We start from the raw sequence: 16,995 nt of genomic DNA on the forward strand, positions 1-16,995 counted from the left end.
CGCAGGCCGGGCCGGTGGGCGCCATCGGCGGCCGCGAACGGTCGAGCCGGTATCATGTCGGCATGACGCAACGGCATGACGTGGTAATCGTGGGGGGCGGCCTGGTCGGCGCCAGCCTGGCCATCGCCCTGGATCGCCAGGGCATCGACGTGGGCCTGGTGGAGGCCGCGCCGGCGACGGCGATGCCGCCGGTGTTCGATCAGCGCAACCTCAGTTTCGCCGCGGCCACGGTCAACGCCCTGACCGCGCTGGGCGTGATGCAGAAACTGCGCGCCGCGGCCGGCCCCATCCGGCGCATCCACATCAGCCGCCAGGGCGACTTCGGGCGGGTGCGGCTCGAGGCCGCGGACTACGGGCGTGACAGTTTCGGGCAGGTGGTGGTGGCCCGCGATTTCGGCGAAGCCCTGGAAGCGCGTCTGGGCGAACTCCCTCATGTCACCCGCTATCGGCCGGCCCGCTTCATCGCGCTCGAAGAGGGGGCCGCGGACACCCGGCGCCTGCGCTTGGCCGGCGACGATGGCGAGCGGTCCTTGGAAGCCCGCCTGCTGGTGGCCGCCGACGGCACCCGCAGCCAGCTGCGTGAAGCGCTGGGCATCGGCGCGCGGGAGCATGACTACGGGCAGACCCTGTTCGTCGCAAGGGTGCGCGCGGAGCAGGCATCGGACGGCACCGCCTACGAGCGGTTCACCGCGACCGGCCCCACCGCGCTGCTGCCGCGCGGGGATCGCCATTTCGGCGCAATCCACGGGGTACCGACCGAAGCGGTCGCCGCGGTCGCCGCGCTGGATGAAGCCGCGTGGCTGGCCCGGTTGCAGGCGGCGTTCGGTTGGCGGATCGGGCGCTTCCTCGCCAGCGGTGAACGCAGCGCGTATCCGATCAGCCGGGTGGTGGCCGAACGTCTGATCGCGCCGCGTGCGGTGCTGATGGGCAATGCCGCGCAAACCATCCATCCGATCGGCGCGCAGGGTTTCAATCTGGGGCTGCGCGACGCGCTCACTCTGGCCGAACTGCTCGGGCAGGGCGGCGATCCGGGCGCCGACGGGGTGTTGCGGGCCTATGCCGATCGGCGCGGCGAGGACCGCGGGCGCACGCTGGCGTTCTCCGACGGACTGGCTCGACTGACCGCCAATCCGGCGCCGCTGCTGCGACCGCTCCGTAGCGTGGGGCTCGCGGCGGTGGACGTGTCTTCGACGTTGCAGGCCTATCTGGTCGGTGGCGCGATGGGCTTCCGGGGCGATGTGCCGGCGCTGTGCCGGGAGGTGGCGGCATGAGCCGGCGTGGGCAGGTGGATGCGGTCATCGTGGGTGGCGGCGTGGTCGGCGCGGCCTGTGCGCTGGCGTTGGCCGGCGCCGGGCTGGACGTCACCCTGGTGGAAGGCCGCGAGCCGCCGCGGTGGTCGGCCACTGAACCGGATCTGCGCGTCTACGCCTTCGCGCCGGACAATGCCGCGCTGCTGGAGACACTGGGCGTATGGCGATTCGTTCGCGAAGCGCGCGTGCAACCCTATCGGCGCATGTGCGTCTGGGACGCGGCCGGCGGTGGCGACATGGTGTTCGACGCCGACACGCTTGGCCATGCGCAACTGGGCTGGATCCTGGAGAACGCCTTGCTGGTCGATCGCCTGTGGGCGGCGCTGCCGGCGGCCGGTGTGCGCGTGCATTGCCCGGCGCGTGTGCGGGAGGTCGAACAGGACGAGGCGGGCGTGCGCCTGAAGCTGGAGGACGGCACCCGCCTGGATGCGCGGCTGGCGATTGCCGCCGACGGCGCCGATTCCAGCCTGCGCCAGGCCGCCGGCGTGATGGTGTCGCAGCACGACTATGCGCAGCGCGGCGTGGTTGCCTACGTCCAGACCGAACGCTCGCATGAAGACACGGCCTGGCAGCGCTTCCTGACCACCGGTCCGCTGGCGCTGTTGCCGTTCACCGAAGGGCGCAGTTCGATCGTGTGGACGCTGCCCGAGGTCGAGGCCGCGCGCATGCTGGCGCTGGACGACGAGGCGTTCGCGCGCGAACTCACCCGGGCTTCGGCGGCCTGCCTGGGTGAGGCACGACCGGTATCGGCGCGGGTGGCGTTTCCGCTGCGCCGCCAATTGGCGCAGGAATACGTATCGGGGCGGATTCTGCTGGTGGGCGATGCCGCTCACGTGGTCCATCCGCTGGCGGGACAGGGTGTCAACCTCGGCCTGCGTGACGTGGCCGGCCTGCATGCACTGATCCGCGACGCGCAGGCGCGCCGGGTGGATTGGAGCGCCCCGCATCGACTTGCGCGCTGGGCACGCCAACGCCGCAGCGAGAGCACCGCCGCCGCCTATGCTTTCGACGGCATCAACCGGTTGTTCTCCAACGACGAGATGCATCTGACCTTGTTGCGCGGCCCTTTGCTTGGCCTGGCCGGACGTCTGCCGCCGCTCGCCAACCTGTTCTGGCGCCGCGCTTCCGGCCTCTGATCGTAGAGCGGAGCTTGCTCCGCTCCGTTGACTCTCAGCCCGGCAGAAACGGGAAAACCAGTTTGAGCAGTGCCTTCAGGCCGCCCTCGGCGGTGCTGGCGATGGCCTCCGCGCCCAGGCTGTTGAGGGCGTTGCGGGCATCCTGCCAGCGCAGTTTGCCGATATCCTTCTTCAGCAGCTCGGCGACTTCCTCCGACGTCGGCGCCAGCTTCTTCAACTCGCCGCGGATATGCGCCGGATCGGTCTGCAGGAAACCCCAGCGCTCGGCGATCGCCAGCAGGGTATCGAAACGCACCGCGACCACTTCCCGGTTGCGTTCGTAGACCGGCAACGCGCCGACATCCAGGATCGCCTGCTCGAACTGCTGCTGATCGTCCGGATGCTCGACCCGCACCGCCAGAAAGCCGTCCTTGCGGCTGCGCTCGCTGACGTGCTTCGCCCCGGCCCGCAGATTGGCCTCGGTCAGCACGGTGGCGACAATCCGTTGCAGCGCGGCCTCGCGCTCCTCCGGCACCAGTGCCCGCCAACGCGCATAGCCGTCGCGTCGCAGCGCCTTCACCTTGGCCGGAGTGACCCGCAGCTTGCCGGCGACGGTGAAATTGGATTCGGCGCGCTCGATGGCCCCGTCGCGTTCCAGCAGCACGAAGATCAGCAATTCCAGGTCGCGCTTGGTCAGCGACTGGAACCCCTGCAGCAGGGTCAGGCGCAGGAACTCGTTGCCGAACGCGGCGGGATCCTTCAATTCGATGGGCAGCATGGGAGGGGCTCCGGGTCAGGGAAGCATCTTGCCATGCGGCCATGTCACGGCCTGAGACCCCGTGCGGCGGCGCTCACAGAACCCGAACCCGGCCGTGCGTTGACGGGTCAGCGCCCGTGTTCGCGTCCCGGCCGACCGCTGCGGAACACCTCCACCGCGCCGCGGTCCTGCAGGGTGACGTAGACCGTGCGGCCGTCCTCGCCACCGAAGGCCACGTTGGTGGGTTTTTCGCCCTTCAACCGTACTTCGCGCAGCAGGCGGCCTTCCGGCGAGACCACGGCCACCGTGCCCGCGCCATAGCGCGCGATGTAGAGATTGCCGTCGATGTCGGTGCGCATGCCGTCCAGGCCATGATCCGGAAAGTTCATCAGCAGGCGCTTGTCGGACACCTTGCCGTCTGCGCCCAGGTCATACACCCACAGATTCCGCTGCACGCTCTCGTTGACGTACAGATGCCTGCCGTCCGGGCTCACCTCCACACCGTTGGTGGTGCCCATGCCGGTTTCCAGCAGGTGGGTGCTGCCGTCGCGATCGATGCGCCACAACTGGCCGCCGCCGTTCTTCCAGTCGGGGTCGCTGGCATACAGGCGTCCGTCCGGCGCCCGCGCGATGTCGTTGGGCTGGTGCATGCGTGGTTCGTGCGCGAACACTTCCACCTGGCCCTTGGCGTCGATGCGCAGGATGTTGTGGCCACTGTAGTCGGCCACGTACATCGCGCCGTCCGGCGCGAAGCGGATGCCGTTGCCGGTGCTGCCGGCGGGGAGTTCGACGAAGAGCTCGGCCTTGCCGCGACCATCGGCTTGCGCGCGCACGCGCCCGATGGTGCCGTCGCGTCCGAAGCTGACGAGGTACAGATGGCCGTCGGGACCCACCGCCGGGCCTTCGATGCCCTGCGAGAACACGCCGTCGCCGACGTAGTCGCGGGCGACGTATTCGGGTTCGGCGGCTCCGCTGGTCGAAGCGGTCGAGGCGAGGATGGCGGCGAACAGGCAGTGGCGCAGGTTCATCGATGGGTTCCCTCAGCGGCCGAGGGCGTACAGCGCGGTGGCGAAGGCCAGCACCGCCACCGTGGTGGCGATCGCGGCCAGGCGGTTGGCCCGATGCATCTGGCGTTCCATGCGCTCGGCGCCGACCTGCAGCACCTCGATGGTCTTCTGCATGTCGGTGGCGAGCCGGGTGATCGAATCGGCATTGCGGGTGGCGGCGCTCTGCAGTTCCGTGATCTGTTCGTCGATGATCGCGAGCCGCTGCGCCTGGGTGGTGTCGATCGGCGGCGTGCGGGTGAACAGCGGCTTCGCCAGGCGGATGATTTCCGGCAGCGAAGAGGCGGCGATGGTGATCCAGGTGGCGGCCATGGGACTCCTGCGCACCGCAGCGGGGTGCTTGATGGACAATCGGGATGTTAACCCGTGTGTGCCGGAGGCCGCCGATCAGGCATGCCGCGGCGTGGCGAACACGGTGATCTCTTCGCGATCGTGGTAGAGCTGGCGCGCGCGCACGGCCAGCGGCCGCGAAGCCTGTTCGGCGAACAGATCCAGGCACAGCCGGGTTTCGTCCCAGCGCTTCTTCATCGGCAACTTGAGATTGAAGATGGCGTGCCGGCACCAGCCTTCGCGGAACCACGTCGCCATCCGTTCGGCGACCCGGCGCGGCTGCTCGACCATGTCGCAGACCATCCAGTCCAGCGATTGCGCGGGCTTCCAGTGGAAGCCGTCGGCGCGCAGGTGTTCGACCAGGCCGGTGTCCAGCACATGCTGGCGCAACGGACCGTTGTCGACGCTGGTGACGCGCAGATGCTGGCGGGTCAGTACCCAGGTCCAGCCGCCCGGCGCGGCGCCGAGGTCGGCGGCGGTCATGCCCGGTTTCAGCAAGCGTGCGCGCTCGTCCGCGTCGAGCAGGACGAGCAGCGCTTCCTCCAGTTTCAGCGCGGAACGCGACGGCGCGTCCGGCAGCAGTTTCAGGCGCGGGATGCCGAGCGGCCAGGGCGAGGCGTCGCGTGGCTGGCTGCGGGCGAGAAAGGCGTGATCGCCCTGCACGAACACCACGTGCAGCCGCGCCAGCCGCGCGTCGTCCTGGGCAGTGAGCACGCCGGCCTTGCGCAGCGCCGGCCGCAGTGCGTTGCCGAAACTGCGCGCCAGCCCGGCCAGCGGCTTGGCGCTGTCCGAATCGGGATGTTCGACCCACAGGTCACCGAAGCGCTGGCCTTCGAGTGCGGCCAGCATCGGGGTGATGCGATCACGTGGATCCAGGCCGCGCAGCTCGGCCAGCACGCGCAGCTTCTGCCGCGCGAACACCAGATCCCGCGATGGCAACGCGCGGTCCAGCGCGTCGGCGTCGTCGCTGGCGTATAGCACATAGCCGTCGTTGCGTTGCGCGCGCGCATAACCGGCGATGCCGGCCATCGCGGCGCGCTCGGTCAGCTCCGCGGCGAGCTCGGGCTCGAAGCCCTGCCGGCAGAATCCCAGCAGGCCGCTCATCGATGCGCCCCGGTAGCAGACACGGCGACAGCCTCAGTACTTGTCGCCACCGGACTCGCCGTAATGCTTCAGCACGGCACGCGCGTCGCCGCGGCACAGGTCGCGCACCACCTCGATGCCGCGCTTGTTCAACTCGCCAATCCAGTCGGCCGGCAGCGGGCCTTCGTCGAACTCGGTCAGTTCCATCACGTCCTCGGCGCGCGCGCCGACCAGCAGGCGGTCGATGCCGGCCCAGACGGTGGCCCCATAGCACTGGCAGCAGGGCTGCGACGATGTGGCCAGGGTGACCGGACCGATGCGATCGTTCAGGCGTGGTGTCTGCAGGCGTTGCTGCGCGAGCATGTAGGCCATGTTCTCGGCATGCGCCAGCGAGCAGGTATGCGGCATCACCCGGTTCACGCCGATCGCGATCACCCGGTGATCCGGACCGAACACGACCGCACCGAACGGACCGCCGCTGTTCGCCTCGACATTGCGGCGCGACAGCGCGATCGCCAGGCCGACCTTGTCCTCGTCGCCCGGGTACACCGCGGCGCCGTCGACGGCGTCGTGTACCCAGGCCGGCAGGGTCAGGTGGACCTGGGCATACAGCATGCTCATGCCTTGGCCCAGGTGTCGCGCAGGGTCACGCTGCGGTTGAACACCGGCTTGTCGGCGGCGTGATCGTAGCGGTCGGCGACGAAGTAACCGATGCGTTCGAGCTGGAACGCCTGTTCCGGCTTCGCGGCGGCAGCGGCCGGCTCCACGTAGCCCCGCACCGTCCGGCGCGAATCCGGATTCAGGTAGTCGCGGTAGGTCTTGCCCTCGGATTCGTCGTCCGGGTCGGCCACGGTGAACAGGCGGTCGTACAGGCGGATCTCCGCCGCGATCGCATGGCGTGCGCTGACCCAGTGGATGGTGCCCTTGATCTTGCGGTCGGCGCCGGCCATGCCCGGACGCGATTCCGGATCCAGCTCGCCGCGGATTTCGACGACCTGGCCGTCGGCATCCTTGATCACGTCATCGCAGCGGAAGATGCCGGCGCCGCGCAGGCGCACTTCACCGCCGGGGATCAGCCGCTTGAAGCCCTTCGGCGGCACTTCGGCGAAGTCCTCGCGTTCGATCCACAGGTGGTTGGAGAACGGCACCTCGCGCGAGCCGAAGCCCTCGTCCTTCGGATGGTTCGGGAACACCAGCGATTCGCCGTGGCTGTCCGGCAGGTTGGTGATGACCAGCTTCAGCGGATCGATGACCGCCATCCGGCGCGGCGCGGCCGCATCCAGGTCGTCGCGCAGCGCGCCTTCCAGCACGCTGTAGTCGATCAGCGAGTTCTGCTTGCTGATGCCCACGCGATCCACCATCAGACGCAGCGCGGACGGCGTATAGCCGCGACGCCGGATGCCCTGCAGGGTCGGCATGCGCGGATCGTCCCAGCCGTCGACCAACTGTTCGGTGACCAGCGCATGCAGCTTGCGCTTGCTCATCACCAGGTAGTTGAAGTTCAGGCGCGAGAATTCGATCTGGCGCGGCTTGCCGGCTTCACGCGGCAGGCCCTTGTCCAGCAGCGGCGTCAGCAGTTCGGGATGATGGGCCAGATCGACCTTGTCCACACACCAGTCGTACAAGGGACGATGGTCCTCGAACTCCAGCGTGCACAGCGAGTGGGTGATGCCTTCCACCGCGTCGCCGAGCGAATGCGCGTAGTCGTACATGGGGTAGATCGGCCAGGCATTGCCGGTGTTCTGGTGCTCGACGTGCTTGATCCGGTACAGCGCCGGGTCGCGCAGGTTGATGTTGCCGCTGGCCATGTCGATCTTGGCGCGCAGGGTGCGCATGCCATCGGCGAACTCGCCCGCCCGCATGCGCCGGAACAGATCGAGGTTCTCTTCCACGGAGCGGTCGCGCCACGGTGAATTGCGGCCAGGCTCGGTCAGGCTGCCGCGATACTCGCGGACCTGTTCGGCGGTCAGGTCGCAGACGAAGGCGTCGCCCTGGCGGATCAGCTTCTCGGCGGCCAGGTAATACACCTCGAAGTAGTCCGAGGCGTGGCGCAGATCGTGCCAATCGAAGCCCAGCCAGCGCACGTCGTCCTGGATCGCGGCGACGTACTCGGGGTCTTCCTTGGCCGGGTTGGTGTCGTCCAGGCGCAGGTTGCAGACGCCGCCGAACTCGGCGGCGATGCCGAAGTCCAGGCAGATCGCCTTGGCGTGGCCGATGTGCAGGTAGCCGTTCGGTTCCGGCGGGAACCGGGTCTTGATGGCATGGTGGCGGCCGCTGGCCAGGTCCTCGCGCACGATCTGGCGGATGAAGTCCCGCTTCTCGGGGGCGGCGTTCTCCGGCGTGGCGGCGGGGGTGGGGGTCTCGGACATGCGGGGCAGGGCGGTTCAGGGCAAACGAGGAGTTTAGCTGGTCCGGTCCCCGCCCGCGTCGCGTCGGGCCTATCCTGTAGGCCCTTTTTCGCACCGGAACCCGTGCATGAGCCGCCCCATCCTGATCATCGGCAACAAGAACTACTCCTCCTGGTCGCTGCGGCCGTGGCTGCTGCTGCGCCACTTCGGGGTCGAGTTCGACGAGATCCGGTTGCCGTTGGATACACCCGAGTTCTTCGCCGAGGTCAAGCGCTACTCCCCGACCGGCAAGGTGCCGGCGTTGTGGGACGGGGATCTGCATCTGTGGGACTCGCTGGCCATCTGCGAATACGCCAACGAGTACTGGCTGGACGGCGCCGGCTGGCCTCGCGAGCGGATCGCGCGGGCGCTGGCGCGGGTCGCCGCGGCCGAGATGCATGCCGGTTTCGCCGCCCTGCGCACCCAGTTGCCGATGAACAGCCGGCGCCGGCCCGATGCCTACCGCTGGGACGAGGCCGCCCAACGCGACATCGACCGGGTGCTGGCGCTGTGGTCGGAACTGCGGGCCCGCTTCGGCCAGGGTGGCGACTTCCTGTGCGGCGGTTTCGGTATCGTCGACGCGATGTTCGCGCCGGTGGCGATCCGTTTCGACGGCTACGGCGTGCCGGTGGATGGCGTGGCGAACGACTACATGCAGGCGCTGTTAGCGCTGCCGGCGATGCGCGAATGGCGCGAGGCGGGTGCGCTGGAAACCGAATCAGTGCCCGGCACCGAGGCGCTCCGCAAGGCGCCGTAAAGCCCGGAAGGTGTAGCCTGCGGGACGATTGCTGGAGATGCGCCGATGCGAGTGGTCTACCTGGCCGACAACCTCTTCGATGCCCACATGGTCAAGCACGCGCTGGAGGACGCCGGGCTGCCGGCGTTCGTGTTCGGCGAATCGCTGATGGGCGGCATGGGCGAACTGCCGTTGTTCGGCGTGTTGCGGGTATGCGTGCCGGACCCGGCCTGGCCGGAAGCGCAGGACGTCGTGGCCCGGCTGCCGCTGGCGCAGCCACCGGAAGGGGACGAATCTGCGACGGATTCGCCGGAAGGAAGCCCGCTGCCGGCTTGACGGGCCGCGAGGCCGCTGCGGGGTGCGCCGTGCGATCGCCCCTTAAGCTTTCACTGACCTGCCTTGGTGTTGCGGGGTCAACGTTCGACAAACCACAGATCAGCCCCCCTTTTTCAAAAGGGGGGAAGCATGGCATCCGGATGCACCCGCCGAACCGTCAGCGCACGCAGGCGCTGTCGTCTTCGGTGAAGTAGCCGTTGACCGTCGCGATGCGGCGCGCCTGGCAGGCGCCCGCGCTGTCGGTCATGCGGAAATCCTGACGGGAATGGCCGATCGCGCGACGCTGCTCGCGCGGCACCTTCTGGGTGTAGGCGGCTTCGCCCTGGAAACGATTCTCCACCTTTGTCCAACTGGCGGCCGCATCGCCCTGCTGCCGGCGGGTCGATGCGTCGGCCTGGATGACCAGATCGGTCGTCAGGCGCGGATTGCCGGCTTCGGGAGCGGTGCGTATGCCGCCGTCGAGGCTGAAGGCGAGCGCATTTTCGTCCACGACGGCGGGCTCGCCCGCGACGCGGACCGAAACCCGCTGCGAGTCTGTCCATGCCGCCTTCAGGCGATCGTCGTTTTCGTCCTTGTCCCAGTCGTGGTGGCTCTGCATGCCGACCCGATAGGCCACCTCGATGTCGCGCCGGCCCTCGGATGTCTCGATCCAGCCCGCCAGGTTCAGTTCGCCCGCGCCGGAGGAACGCAGCACGATGCGTCCGTTCTCTTCGCTGAAGGCATCGTTCCGCGCGGGCTCGCCCAGCACGTGCGAGGTCAGTTCGCCGCGCGTCCGCACGCCCTTCGGGTCCCGCCAGATCTGCAGGTGGGGCAGCAGGGTCCAGCCGGTCGCGTCGTGGGCCAGGCCGACCACGCGCACCCGCAGTTCGTGCGGCTTGCCGTCGTTGAGCAGGCCGATGAAGGGCGTGAGTTCGAAGCGCTGCGGATGCAGGTCGAAGGTATGCGGCGCCGGAATCGCGTACCACAGGAACGGATTGGACCAGCCGCCGGTGTAGATGTGCGGGTACGGTGCCGCCAGTCCTGCGATCTTGCCGTCGATCAGTACCTGCAACTCGCGATACGGGCCGTATTCGCTGGCGCAGGAGTACTCCTTGCGCGCCACGCTGAGGTACCAGAATTCCTCGCAGCCGCCGCCGGAACCGTTGGCGTAGACCTCGGCCACCAGTCGGTTGGTGTCGGCCGGCAAAGTGAAGCCGCCGACCAGATCCGCACCGGCGCGGTGGGCCTCATCCAGCGGGATGATCCGTTCGGCGGTGGCGGCCGGCGCGTGCGCCGCGTCGGCGGGATAGAAGGTCAGCGTGGCGCGCATCTCGAACACGCCCGTGTAGGTTTCATTGACCAGATTGCCCAGTTCCATCACCACCGGTTGCTCGCGGGTGAACAACGGCGCGTAGGCGCTCACGTCCTTCTCCACCTGCCAGCGGATGCCTTCGCGGGAAGGCTCGGGCGTACTGGTGCGCAGGAGGGTTACGCCGCCGACGCTGATCTGGCCCATGCGGTCGTACTGCCGGCCCTTCACGCTGCCCTCCATGTCCAGCACCACCTTGTGCCAGGGGCCGGGGCAGTCGACCGGCGGTGTGAATGCATGCCGGTAGGGCTCGAAGTCGGCGAAACCGTGTCGGACGATCTCCACCGTGCAGTGGCGGATGTCCGGACGGACCACCTTCGGTTCGGCGGTGCGCGGATCGTCCCAGTCGGCGCCGAATTCGGCGGGCGGCCGGGTGTCGGTGGCGAATGCCGGGATCGTCGCGGTAGCGGCGCACAGGAGCAGGGCGTAGCGGGAAATCATTGGTTTATATCGATCCAATTCGTGACACGGAAAGATGCCGGAAGGGGTGTGGGCGGGGGGGGGGGGGATGCCGCAGCCTACACCGGCGCTCCCTGGTGCGACAGTCCATGGCGCTTGAAAGCGGCCCCGGCGCGCCCAGATCCAGAGGCATCCATCATCTGCGGGGTGTCCCATGCTCGGAATCGGTGCCCACAAACAGCGCATGCCGCGTCCGGAGGAAATCCTGCCCGGCCGCGCCCATCCGCTGCCGCTCAACAACACCCACTTCGTCCACGGCCGCCCCCTGCGCGCCGAAGCCACCGGCCTGTTGCAGGTCGAATTCGGCATGGGCTGTTTCTGGGGCGCGGAACGAAAGTTCTGGAGCCTGCCGGGCGTGTACAGCACGTCGGTCGGCTACGCCGGCGGTGGCACGCCCAATCCGACCTACGAGGAAGTGTGTTCCGGGCTGACCGGGCACAACGAAGTCGTGCGGGTGATCTACGACCCCAAGCGGATCGGATTCGACGAACTGCTGCGGGTGTTCTGGGAAAGCCACGATCCGACCCAGGGCATGCGCCAGGGCAATGATCTCGGCACCCAATACCGCTCGGCGATCCTGTGCCATTCGCGGGAACAACATGACGCCGCGGTCGCCAGTCGCGACGCCTACCAGCAGCGCCTGCGCGCCGCCGGCTACGGCGACATCACCACCGAGATCCTGTACCCGCCGCCGGAGTTCTACTACGCCGAGGACTACCACCAGCAGTACCTGGCGAAGAACCCGAACGGTTACTGTGGCCTCGGAGGCACCGGCGTCAGCTGCGCGATCGGGCTGGATGCCTAGTAGTACGCCTCGCCTGCGGGAGCGACGTCAGTCGCGACCATGGGCCGGGGCCGTTCGCCAGCCAGGCAAGGCGAGACAAGAATCGTTCGCGAGCGAACAGGTGTTTCCGTATCCTCGATACGATACGGTCGCGACTTACGTCGCTCCCACAAGGGAAAGGGGCGGGTTACAGCCGCGTCACCGCGCAGACGTAGACCACTTCGCAGGCACCGCCGCCGTTGTCGGTACGCGAAGTGGAACTGCGCCAGCGCCAACCGTCCGGTGCCTGTGCCTCGACCAGCCAGCCGTCGATGCGCACGCGATCGTCCTTGCGGATGTCCGCCAGCGTCCGCGCGATCGCGTCGTTGCCCGGAATCATGTGCATGTTGGCGCTGCTGCGCGCGATTTCGGAAGGAGCCAGCGGTGGCTGGTCGCTCCAGCGGTAGTGGTACCAGCGTGAACCCTGGCTGATGCTCAGGCCATCGAGCACGGCGTCTTCCGACATCCGTCGCCAGCCCAGCGCCAGATCGAGCGGCGAGAGATCCGACTCGCGCCCACTGCGGTAGTCCTCGCGCGAGAGCACGCGCGCCTCGACGCTGAAACCGGCCAGCGGCGTCAGGGTCGCGGCCTGCAGGGCGAATGGGCGCACCCCGTCAGGCACGTCGGTCTGCAAGGGTTCCTCGCCCGCTGCGACACGCGCCGGAAGCGGGCAATCGGGACGCAAATCCGCCGCCGCGGCCGGCGCGCGGGCACCGCGGCGGACATCCGAAAACCACCAGCCGGCGAGGCCGGCCAGCAGTCCCAGAATCAGCAGGGTGCGCAGACTCAAGCGGTAGCTTCGGCCAGGCGCAGGGCGATGCTCTCGCGCAGGGCGACCAGATCCTTGGCGAAGATCTCGATGCCGGTGGCGAGTTTTTCCCTGGCCATCGGATCGGCATCGATCGCGGCGGCGAAACTCTGCGCGTTGATCGGCGCGGCGGTCACCGGTCCAGCCGCGATCGGGCTGAGTTTGCGCGGCAGCGGGCCATGATCCTGATCCAGCCTCTCCAGCAGATCCGGGGAAATAGTCAGGCGATCGCAGCCGGCCAGCGCTTCGATCTGCGCGGTGGAGCGGAACGAGGCGCCCATGACCACGGTCGGCGAACCGCGCCGCTTGAACTCGGCGTACACGCCGCGCACGAACACCACGCCGGGATCCTCGTCGATGCTGGTGGGCGTCTGCCCGTTGGCGACGTACCAGTCGAGGATGCGGCCGACGAAGGGCGAGATCAGGAACGCGCCAGCCTCGGCGCAGGCGATGGCCTGGGCCTGGTTGAAGATCAGGGTCAGGTTGCAGTCGATGCCTTCGGCCTGCAGCTGGCGCGCCGCCTCGACGCCTTCCCAGGTGGAAGCCACCTTGATCAGGATGCGGTCGCGGCCGATGCCACGCTCGGCGTACATGGCGACGAACTTGCGCGCCTTGGTCACGGTCGCGGCGGTGTCGTAGGCAAGATCCGCGTCCACCTCGGTGGATACGCGGCCGGGAATCAGCGCGCTGAGCATCGCGCCGACGCCTACCGTCAGGCGATCGGCCACTTCGTTGACGATCGCCGCGCGGTCACCGCCCTGGTCACGCGCCCAGCCGAGTTCGCGCTCGATGAGCTCGGCGTAGACCGGCAGGTCGAGCGCCTTCTTCACCAGCGTCGGATTGGTGGTGCAGTCCACCGGCTTCAGGCGCTTGATCGCCTCGTAGTCGCCGGTGTCGGCGACCACGACCGAAAGTTCACGCAACTGGGCCAGCTTGGACGGAGAAACGGGGGAATTCATCGCAATACTCATGACGGCGAGAGGGGAGGCACAGTATGCCTCGCGCCGCCCGCCAGTTCAGCGATCAACGATGGAATTCGCCGTTTGCCTCGGGCTGGTAGCGGATGCCGGTGACCTGCAGGCGCAGGTGGCGGCCGCCGGGAGCCTGCCAGTCGATGGTCTGGCCCAGTGACAGGCCCAGCAGGGCACTGCCGACCGGGGCCAGCACCGAGACGTAGCCCTTGTCGACGTTGGCTTCGTTCGGATAGACCAGGGTCAGGTTGTGATGCTCGCCGGTCAGCTCATCGATGCAGTCGATGGTGGAGTGCATGGTCACGACGCCATCCGGAATCTGTTCCGGAGGCAGCACTTCGGCGCGGTTGAGTTCATTCATCAGGGCCACCGCGGCCGGCAGGCGACGCAGGGCGGGGGTGTCGAGCAGGGCTTCCAACCGGTTGAAATCGCGGCTGGAGATGATCAACGAAGGCGGCAGGCCGCTGGTGTGAGCGGTACTCATGGGTTCCTCTTTTACGGTGTGGAATAAGGAAATGGGCGCCGCGTTTCCGCGCCGCCCATTCGTGGTTGGTTTGTGCGCTTACCGTAGCCGGTTGCCAGCCGGGGTTCAAGCCACCGGCGTTCAGCCGGTACGGGCGCGCGAGGCGCCGCCCGCGCGCGTTGCGGCGGGGTTCACATCCAGGGCCGGGTCGAACAGGGAGGCGGGCAGCTCGCGGAACACTTTGGCCAGCTCCTGCAGGAATCCGGCCATCGCCGAGCTGCGTCGCCAGACCATCGCGATCCGCCGGCTGGGATGCGAATCGGTGAAGCCCAGCAGGTGGATGTTGTCCGAGCGCGCCACCGGCGGTTTTACCGCCAGGGTCGGCAGCAGGGTGATCCCGACGTTCGCCGCCACCATCTGGCGCAGGGTCTCCAGGCTGGTGGCGCGGAACTCGGACTTCTCGTTGGCGCCGGAAATCCTGCACACGTCCAGCGCCTGTTCGCGCAGGCAATGGCCGTCTTCCAGCAACAGCAATTGCTGGTTGGACAGCTCGCCCAGCGAGAGCGAATCGCGTTCCGCCAGCGGATGCGCTTCCGGCACCGCCAGCAGGAACGGTTCCTCGAACAGGAATTCGGTATGCAGCTGATCGTCCTGCAGCGGCAGCGCAAGCAGGCCGGCATCGAGCTTGCCCTCGCGCAGGCGCGACAGCAGCACGTCGCTCTTCTCTTCGATCAGCAGCAGTTCCAGTTGCGGGAAGCGCGTGCGGATCCGGGGCACCACGTGGGGCAGCAGATAGGGGCCGAGGGTGGGGAAAATGCCCAGTCGCACGGTACCGGCTTCCGGATCCTGGCTGCGCCGCGCCGCCTCCTTCATCTGTTCCACTTCCGCCACGATCCGCCGCGCGCGATCCGCGGCATCGCGGCCGGCCGGGGTCAGCATGACCTTGCGTGGCGCGCGTTCGACCAGCGGCACGCCCAGTTCTTCCTCCAGTTTCTTGATCTGGGTGGACAGGGTGGGCTGGCTGACGAAGCAGGCCGCCGCCGCATGGCCGAAATGCTTGTGATCGGCCAGGGCCACCAGGTATTTGAGGTCGCGCAGGTTCATCCGGGAGAGTCCGTTGGGAAACCGGTGGACAGCCTTGCCGAGGCGGACGCGACAGACCCGTCCGCCCCAGAGAGTACGCCCATTCCGGGGACGTCGAGACGTCCCCGGACGACGGTCAGGCGCTGACCGCTTCTTCCGGCGCCTCGGCCGGAGCCGAGGTGCGGATGAGATGGTCGAACGCGCTCAACGCCGCCTTGGAGCCTTCGCCCATGGCGATGACGATCTGCTTGTACGGCACGGTGGTCGCATCGCCGGCGGCAAACACGCCGGGCACCGAGGTGCGGCCGTGCGCGTCGACTTCGATTTCGCCGCGGGGCGACAGCGCGACGGCACCCTTCAGCCATTCGGTGTTGGGCAGCAGGCCGATCTGGACGAACACGCCTTCCAGCTCGATGCGATGGCTGTCGCCGCCCGCGCGGTCCTTGTAGACCAGGCCGGTGACCTTGCTGCCGTCGCCCTGCACCTCGGTGGTTTGAGCGCTGGTGATGATGCGCACGTTCGGCAGGCTGCGCAGCTTGCGCTGCAGGACTTCGTCGGCACGCAGTTTGTCGTCGAACTCGATCAGGGTCACGTGGCTGACGATGCCGGCCAGATCAATCGCCGCCTCGACGCCGGAGTTGCCGCCACCGATCACCGCCACCCGCTTGCCCTTGAACAGCGGGCCGTCGCAGTGCGGGCAGTACGCCACGCCCTTGTTGCGGTACTGGTCCTCGCCCGGCACGTTCATCTGCCGCCAGCGCGCCCCGGTGGAGAGAATCACGGTCTTGGCCTTCAACGAGGCGCCGTTGGCCAGCTGGATCTCGATCAGGTCCTTGCCCGGCACCAGCTTCTCCGCGCGCTGCAGGTTCATCACGTCGACGCTGTAGTCCTTGACGTGCTGTTCCAGAGCGGCCGCCAGCTTGGGGCCTTCGGTGTAGGGCACGGAAATGAAATTCTCGATCGCCATGGTGTCGAGCACCTGGCCACCGAAGCGCTCGGCCGCCACGCCGGTACGGATGCCCTTGCGGGCGGCATAGATCGCCGCCGCCGCGCCGGCCGGACCGCCGCCGATCACCAGCACGTCGTAGGGCGCCTTGGCCTTGAGTTTCTCGGCTTCGCGCGAAGCGGCGCCGGTATCCAGTTTGGCGACGATTTCTTCCACGCCCATCCGGCCGGCACCGAACACCTGGCCGTTGAGGAAGATGGTCGGGACCGACATCACTTCACGCGCCTCGACTTCCTGCTGGAACAACGCGCCGTCGATGGCGACGTGGCGGATGTTGGGATTGAGCACGCTCATCAGGTTCAGCGCCTGCACCACGTCAGGACAGTTCTGGCAGGACAGCGAGAAATAAGTCTCGAAGGCGTAGTCGCCGTCCAGGCCGCGGATCTGTTCGAGCAGGTCCTGTCCCAACTTGGACGGATGTCCGCCCACCTGCAGCAGCGCGAGTACCAGCGAGGTGAACTCGTGGCCCAGCGGCAGGCCGGCGAAGCGCAGGTGGATGTCCTGGCCCGGCGAGCCCAGTGCGAACGAGGGCTTGCGCTCGTTGTCGTCGCGGGATTCGGTCACGCTGATTCGATCCGACAGCGACACCAGATCGGCCAGCAGCGCCTGCAGTTCCTTCGACGACTCGCTGTCATCCAGCGACGCGGTGATCACGATCGGCCGGGTGACCTTTTCCAGGTAAGCCTTGAGCTGGGTCTTGAGGTTCGCGTCCAACATGCGGGGACTCCTTGGTGAAAGCGGAAGGAAGAACACGGGTGCGGTCGGAGAGACCGCAAGGGCGTTTGCAGTAGCGGCCTGGGCCGGAGGGAGGGAGCCAGGGGAGAGAGGACTGGCGCGGCGCAGGCCGCTGGTGCAAACGTCCGTCTGCGGGGGAGAGCGCCCGGGCGTGCCGCCCGGGCGCCGTTACAGCGGGTAC

17 protein-coding genes are annotated in these 16,995 nt (G+C 68.1%); 5 read left to right on the top strand and 12 right to left on the bottom strand.

Annotation, left to right across the window (positions count from 1 at the left end):
* The first annotated feature begins 62 nt into the window (after positions 1-62).
* Together ubiH and AC3DEZ_RS11085 are read left to right on the top strand one after the other, a co-directional pair.
* Positions 63-1,271 (top strand): 2-octaprenyl-6-methoxyphenyl hydroxylase, encoded by a 1,209-nt coding sequence (gene ubiH / locus AC3DEZ_RS11080; protein ID WP_488388246.1) that lies wholly within the window; start codon positions 63-65, stop codon positions 1,269-1,271.
* On the top strand, positions 1,268-2,446 hold the full coding sequence (locus tag AC3DEZ_RS11085) for a UbiH/UbiF family hydroxylase (protein WP_488388247.1): 1,179 nt from the start codon (positions 1,268-1,270) through the stop codon (positions 2,444-2,446). The genes ubiH and AC3DEZ_RS11085 overlap by 4 nt, the downstream gene beginning before the upstream one ends.
* Before the next feature lie 34 nt (positions 2,447-2,480).
* On the opposite strand, the gene AC3DEZ_RS11090 is transcribed toward AC3DEZ_RS11085, so the two are convergent.
* From AC3DEZ_RS11090 to AC3DEZ_RS11115, 6 genes are all read right to left on the bottom strand, one after another.
* Positions 2,481-3,203: a hypothetical protein gene (locus tag AC3DEZ_RS11090; protein WP_488388248.1), complete on the bottom strand. Its 723-nt coding sequence runs from the start codon at positions 3,201-3,203 to the stop codon at positions 2,481-2,483.
* A 107-nt stretch (positions 3,204-3,310) separates the two neighbouring features.
* Positions 3,311-4,210: an SMP-30/gluconolactonase/LRE family protein gene (locus tag AC3DEZ_RS11095; RefSeq protein ID WP_488388249.1), complete on the bottom strand. Its 900-nt coding sequence runs from the start codon at positions 4,208-4,210 to the stop codon at positions 3,311-3,313.
* 12 nt (positions 4,211-4,222) lie between these two features.
* A complete protein-coding gene (locus AC3DEZ_RS11100; RefSeq protein ID WP_488388250.1) occupies positions 4,223-4,558 on the bottom strand; it encodes a hypothetical protein in 336 nt (111 codons plus the stop codon).
* 75 nt (positions 4,559-4,633) lie between these two features.
* Complete coding sequence (rlmM, locus tag AC3DEZ_RS11105; protein WP_488388251.1) at positions 4,634-5,680, bottom strand: 23S rRNA (cytidine(2498)-2'-O)-methyltransferase RlmM; 1,047 nt, start codon at positions 5,678-5,680, stop codon at positions 4,634-4,636.
* Positions 5,681-5,713: 33 nt separating this feature from the next.
* The gene (locus AC3DEZ_RS11110; protein WP_488388302.1) at positions 5,714-6,274 is read right to left on the bottom strand and encodes a nucleoside deaminase; all 561 of its coding nucleotides are present in this window, start codon (positions 6,272-6,274) and stop codon (positions 5,714-5,716) included.
* 2 nt (positions 6,275-6,276) lie between these two features.
* Entirely contained in the window at positions 6,277-8,028 is a 1,752-nt protein-coding gene (locus tag AC3DEZ_RS11115; protein ID WP_488388252.1) for a glutamine--tRNA ligase/YqeY domain fusion protein, read from the bottom strand.
* Positions 8,029-8,134: 106 nt separating this feature from the next.
* Between AC3DEZ_RS11115 and AC3DEZ_RS11120 the strand changes: the two genes are divergently transcribed.
* Together AC3DEZ_RS11120 and AC3DEZ_RS11125 are read left to right on the top strand one after the other, a co-directional pair.
* A complete protein-coding gene (locus tag AC3DEZ_RS11120) occupies positions 8,135-8,803 on the top strand; it encodes a glutathione S-transferase family protein (protein ID WP_488388253.1) in 669 nt (222 codons plus the stop codon).
* Positions 8,804-8,848: 45 nt separating this feature from the next.
* Positions 8,849-9,118, top strand: coding sequence for a putative signal transducing protein (locus AC3DEZ_RS11125; RefSeq protein WP_488388254.1), 270 nt, complete (start codon positions 8,849-8,851; stop codon positions 9,116-9,118).
* Positions 9,119-9,275: 157 nt separating this feature from the next.
* Here the strand turns inward: AC3DEZ_RS11125 and AC3DEZ_RS11130 are convergent, their stop codons facing one another.
* Positions 9,276-10,907 carry a peptide-N4-asparagine amidase gene (locus AC3DEZ_RS11130; protein WP_488388255.1) on the bottom strand — a complete coding sequence of 544 codons (1,632 nt, stop codon included), beginning with the start codon at positions 10,905-10,907 and terminating at the stop codon, positions 9,276-9,278.
* Between the two features lie 172 nt (positions 10,908-11,079).
* Between AC3DEZ_RS11130 and msrA the strand changes: the two genes are divergently transcribed.
* Positions 11,080-11,730: a peptide-methionine (S)-S-oxide reductase MsrA gene (gene msrA / locus AC3DEZ_RS11135; RefSeq protein WP_488388256.1), complete on the top strand. Its 651-nt coding sequence runs from the start codon at positions 11,080-11,082 to the stop codon at positions 11,728-11,730.
* Between the two features lie 166 nt (positions 11,731-11,896).
* Here the strand turns inward: msrA and AC3DEZ_RS11140 are convergent, their stop codons facing one another.
* The 5 genes from AC3DEZ_RS11140 to ahpF all read right to left on the bottom strand — a co-directional run bounded on the left by AC3DEZ_RS11140 (position 11,897) and on the right by ahpF (position 16,796).
* Positions 11,897-12,538, bottom strand: coding sequence for a hypothetical protein (locus tag AC3DEZ_RS11140; protein ID WP_447103160.1), 642 nt, complete (start codon positions 12,536-12,538; stop codon positions 11,897-11,899).
* Positions 12,535-13,515, bottom strand: coding sequence for a transaldolase (locus tag AC3DEZ_RS11145; protein WP_488388257.1), 981 nt, complete (start codon positions 13,513-13,515; stop codon positions 12,535-12,537). Before AC3DEZ_RS11145 ends, AC3DEZ_RS11140 begins: the two co-directional genes overlap by 4 nt.
* Positions 13,516-13,579: 64 nt before the next feature.
* A complete protein-coding gene (rnk, locus tag AC3DEZ_RS11150) occupies positions 13,580-14,011 on the bottom strand; it encodes a nucleoside diphosphate kinase regulator (protein WP_447103158.1) in 432 nt (143 codons plus the stop codon).
* A 120-nt stretch (positions 14,012-14,131) separates the two neighbouring features.
* Entirely contained in the window at positions 14,132-15,094 is a 963-nt protein-coding gene (gene oxyR / locus AC3DEZ_RS11155; protein ID WP_488388258.1) for a DNA-binding transcriptional regulator OxyR, read from the bottom strand.
* 115 nt (positions 15,095-15,209) lie between these two features.
* Positions 15,210-16,796 carry an alkyl hydroperoxide reductase subunit F gene (gene ahpF, locus AC3DEZ_RS11160; protein ID WP_488388259.1) on the bottom strand — a complete coding sequence of 529 codons (1,587 nt, stop codon included), beginning with the start codon at positions 16,794-16,796 and terminating at the stop codon, positions 15,210-15,212.
* Positions 16,797-16,995 lie beyond the last annotated feature (199 nt).

The organism is Pseudoxanthomonas sp. 134C1 (assembly GCF_057773065.1).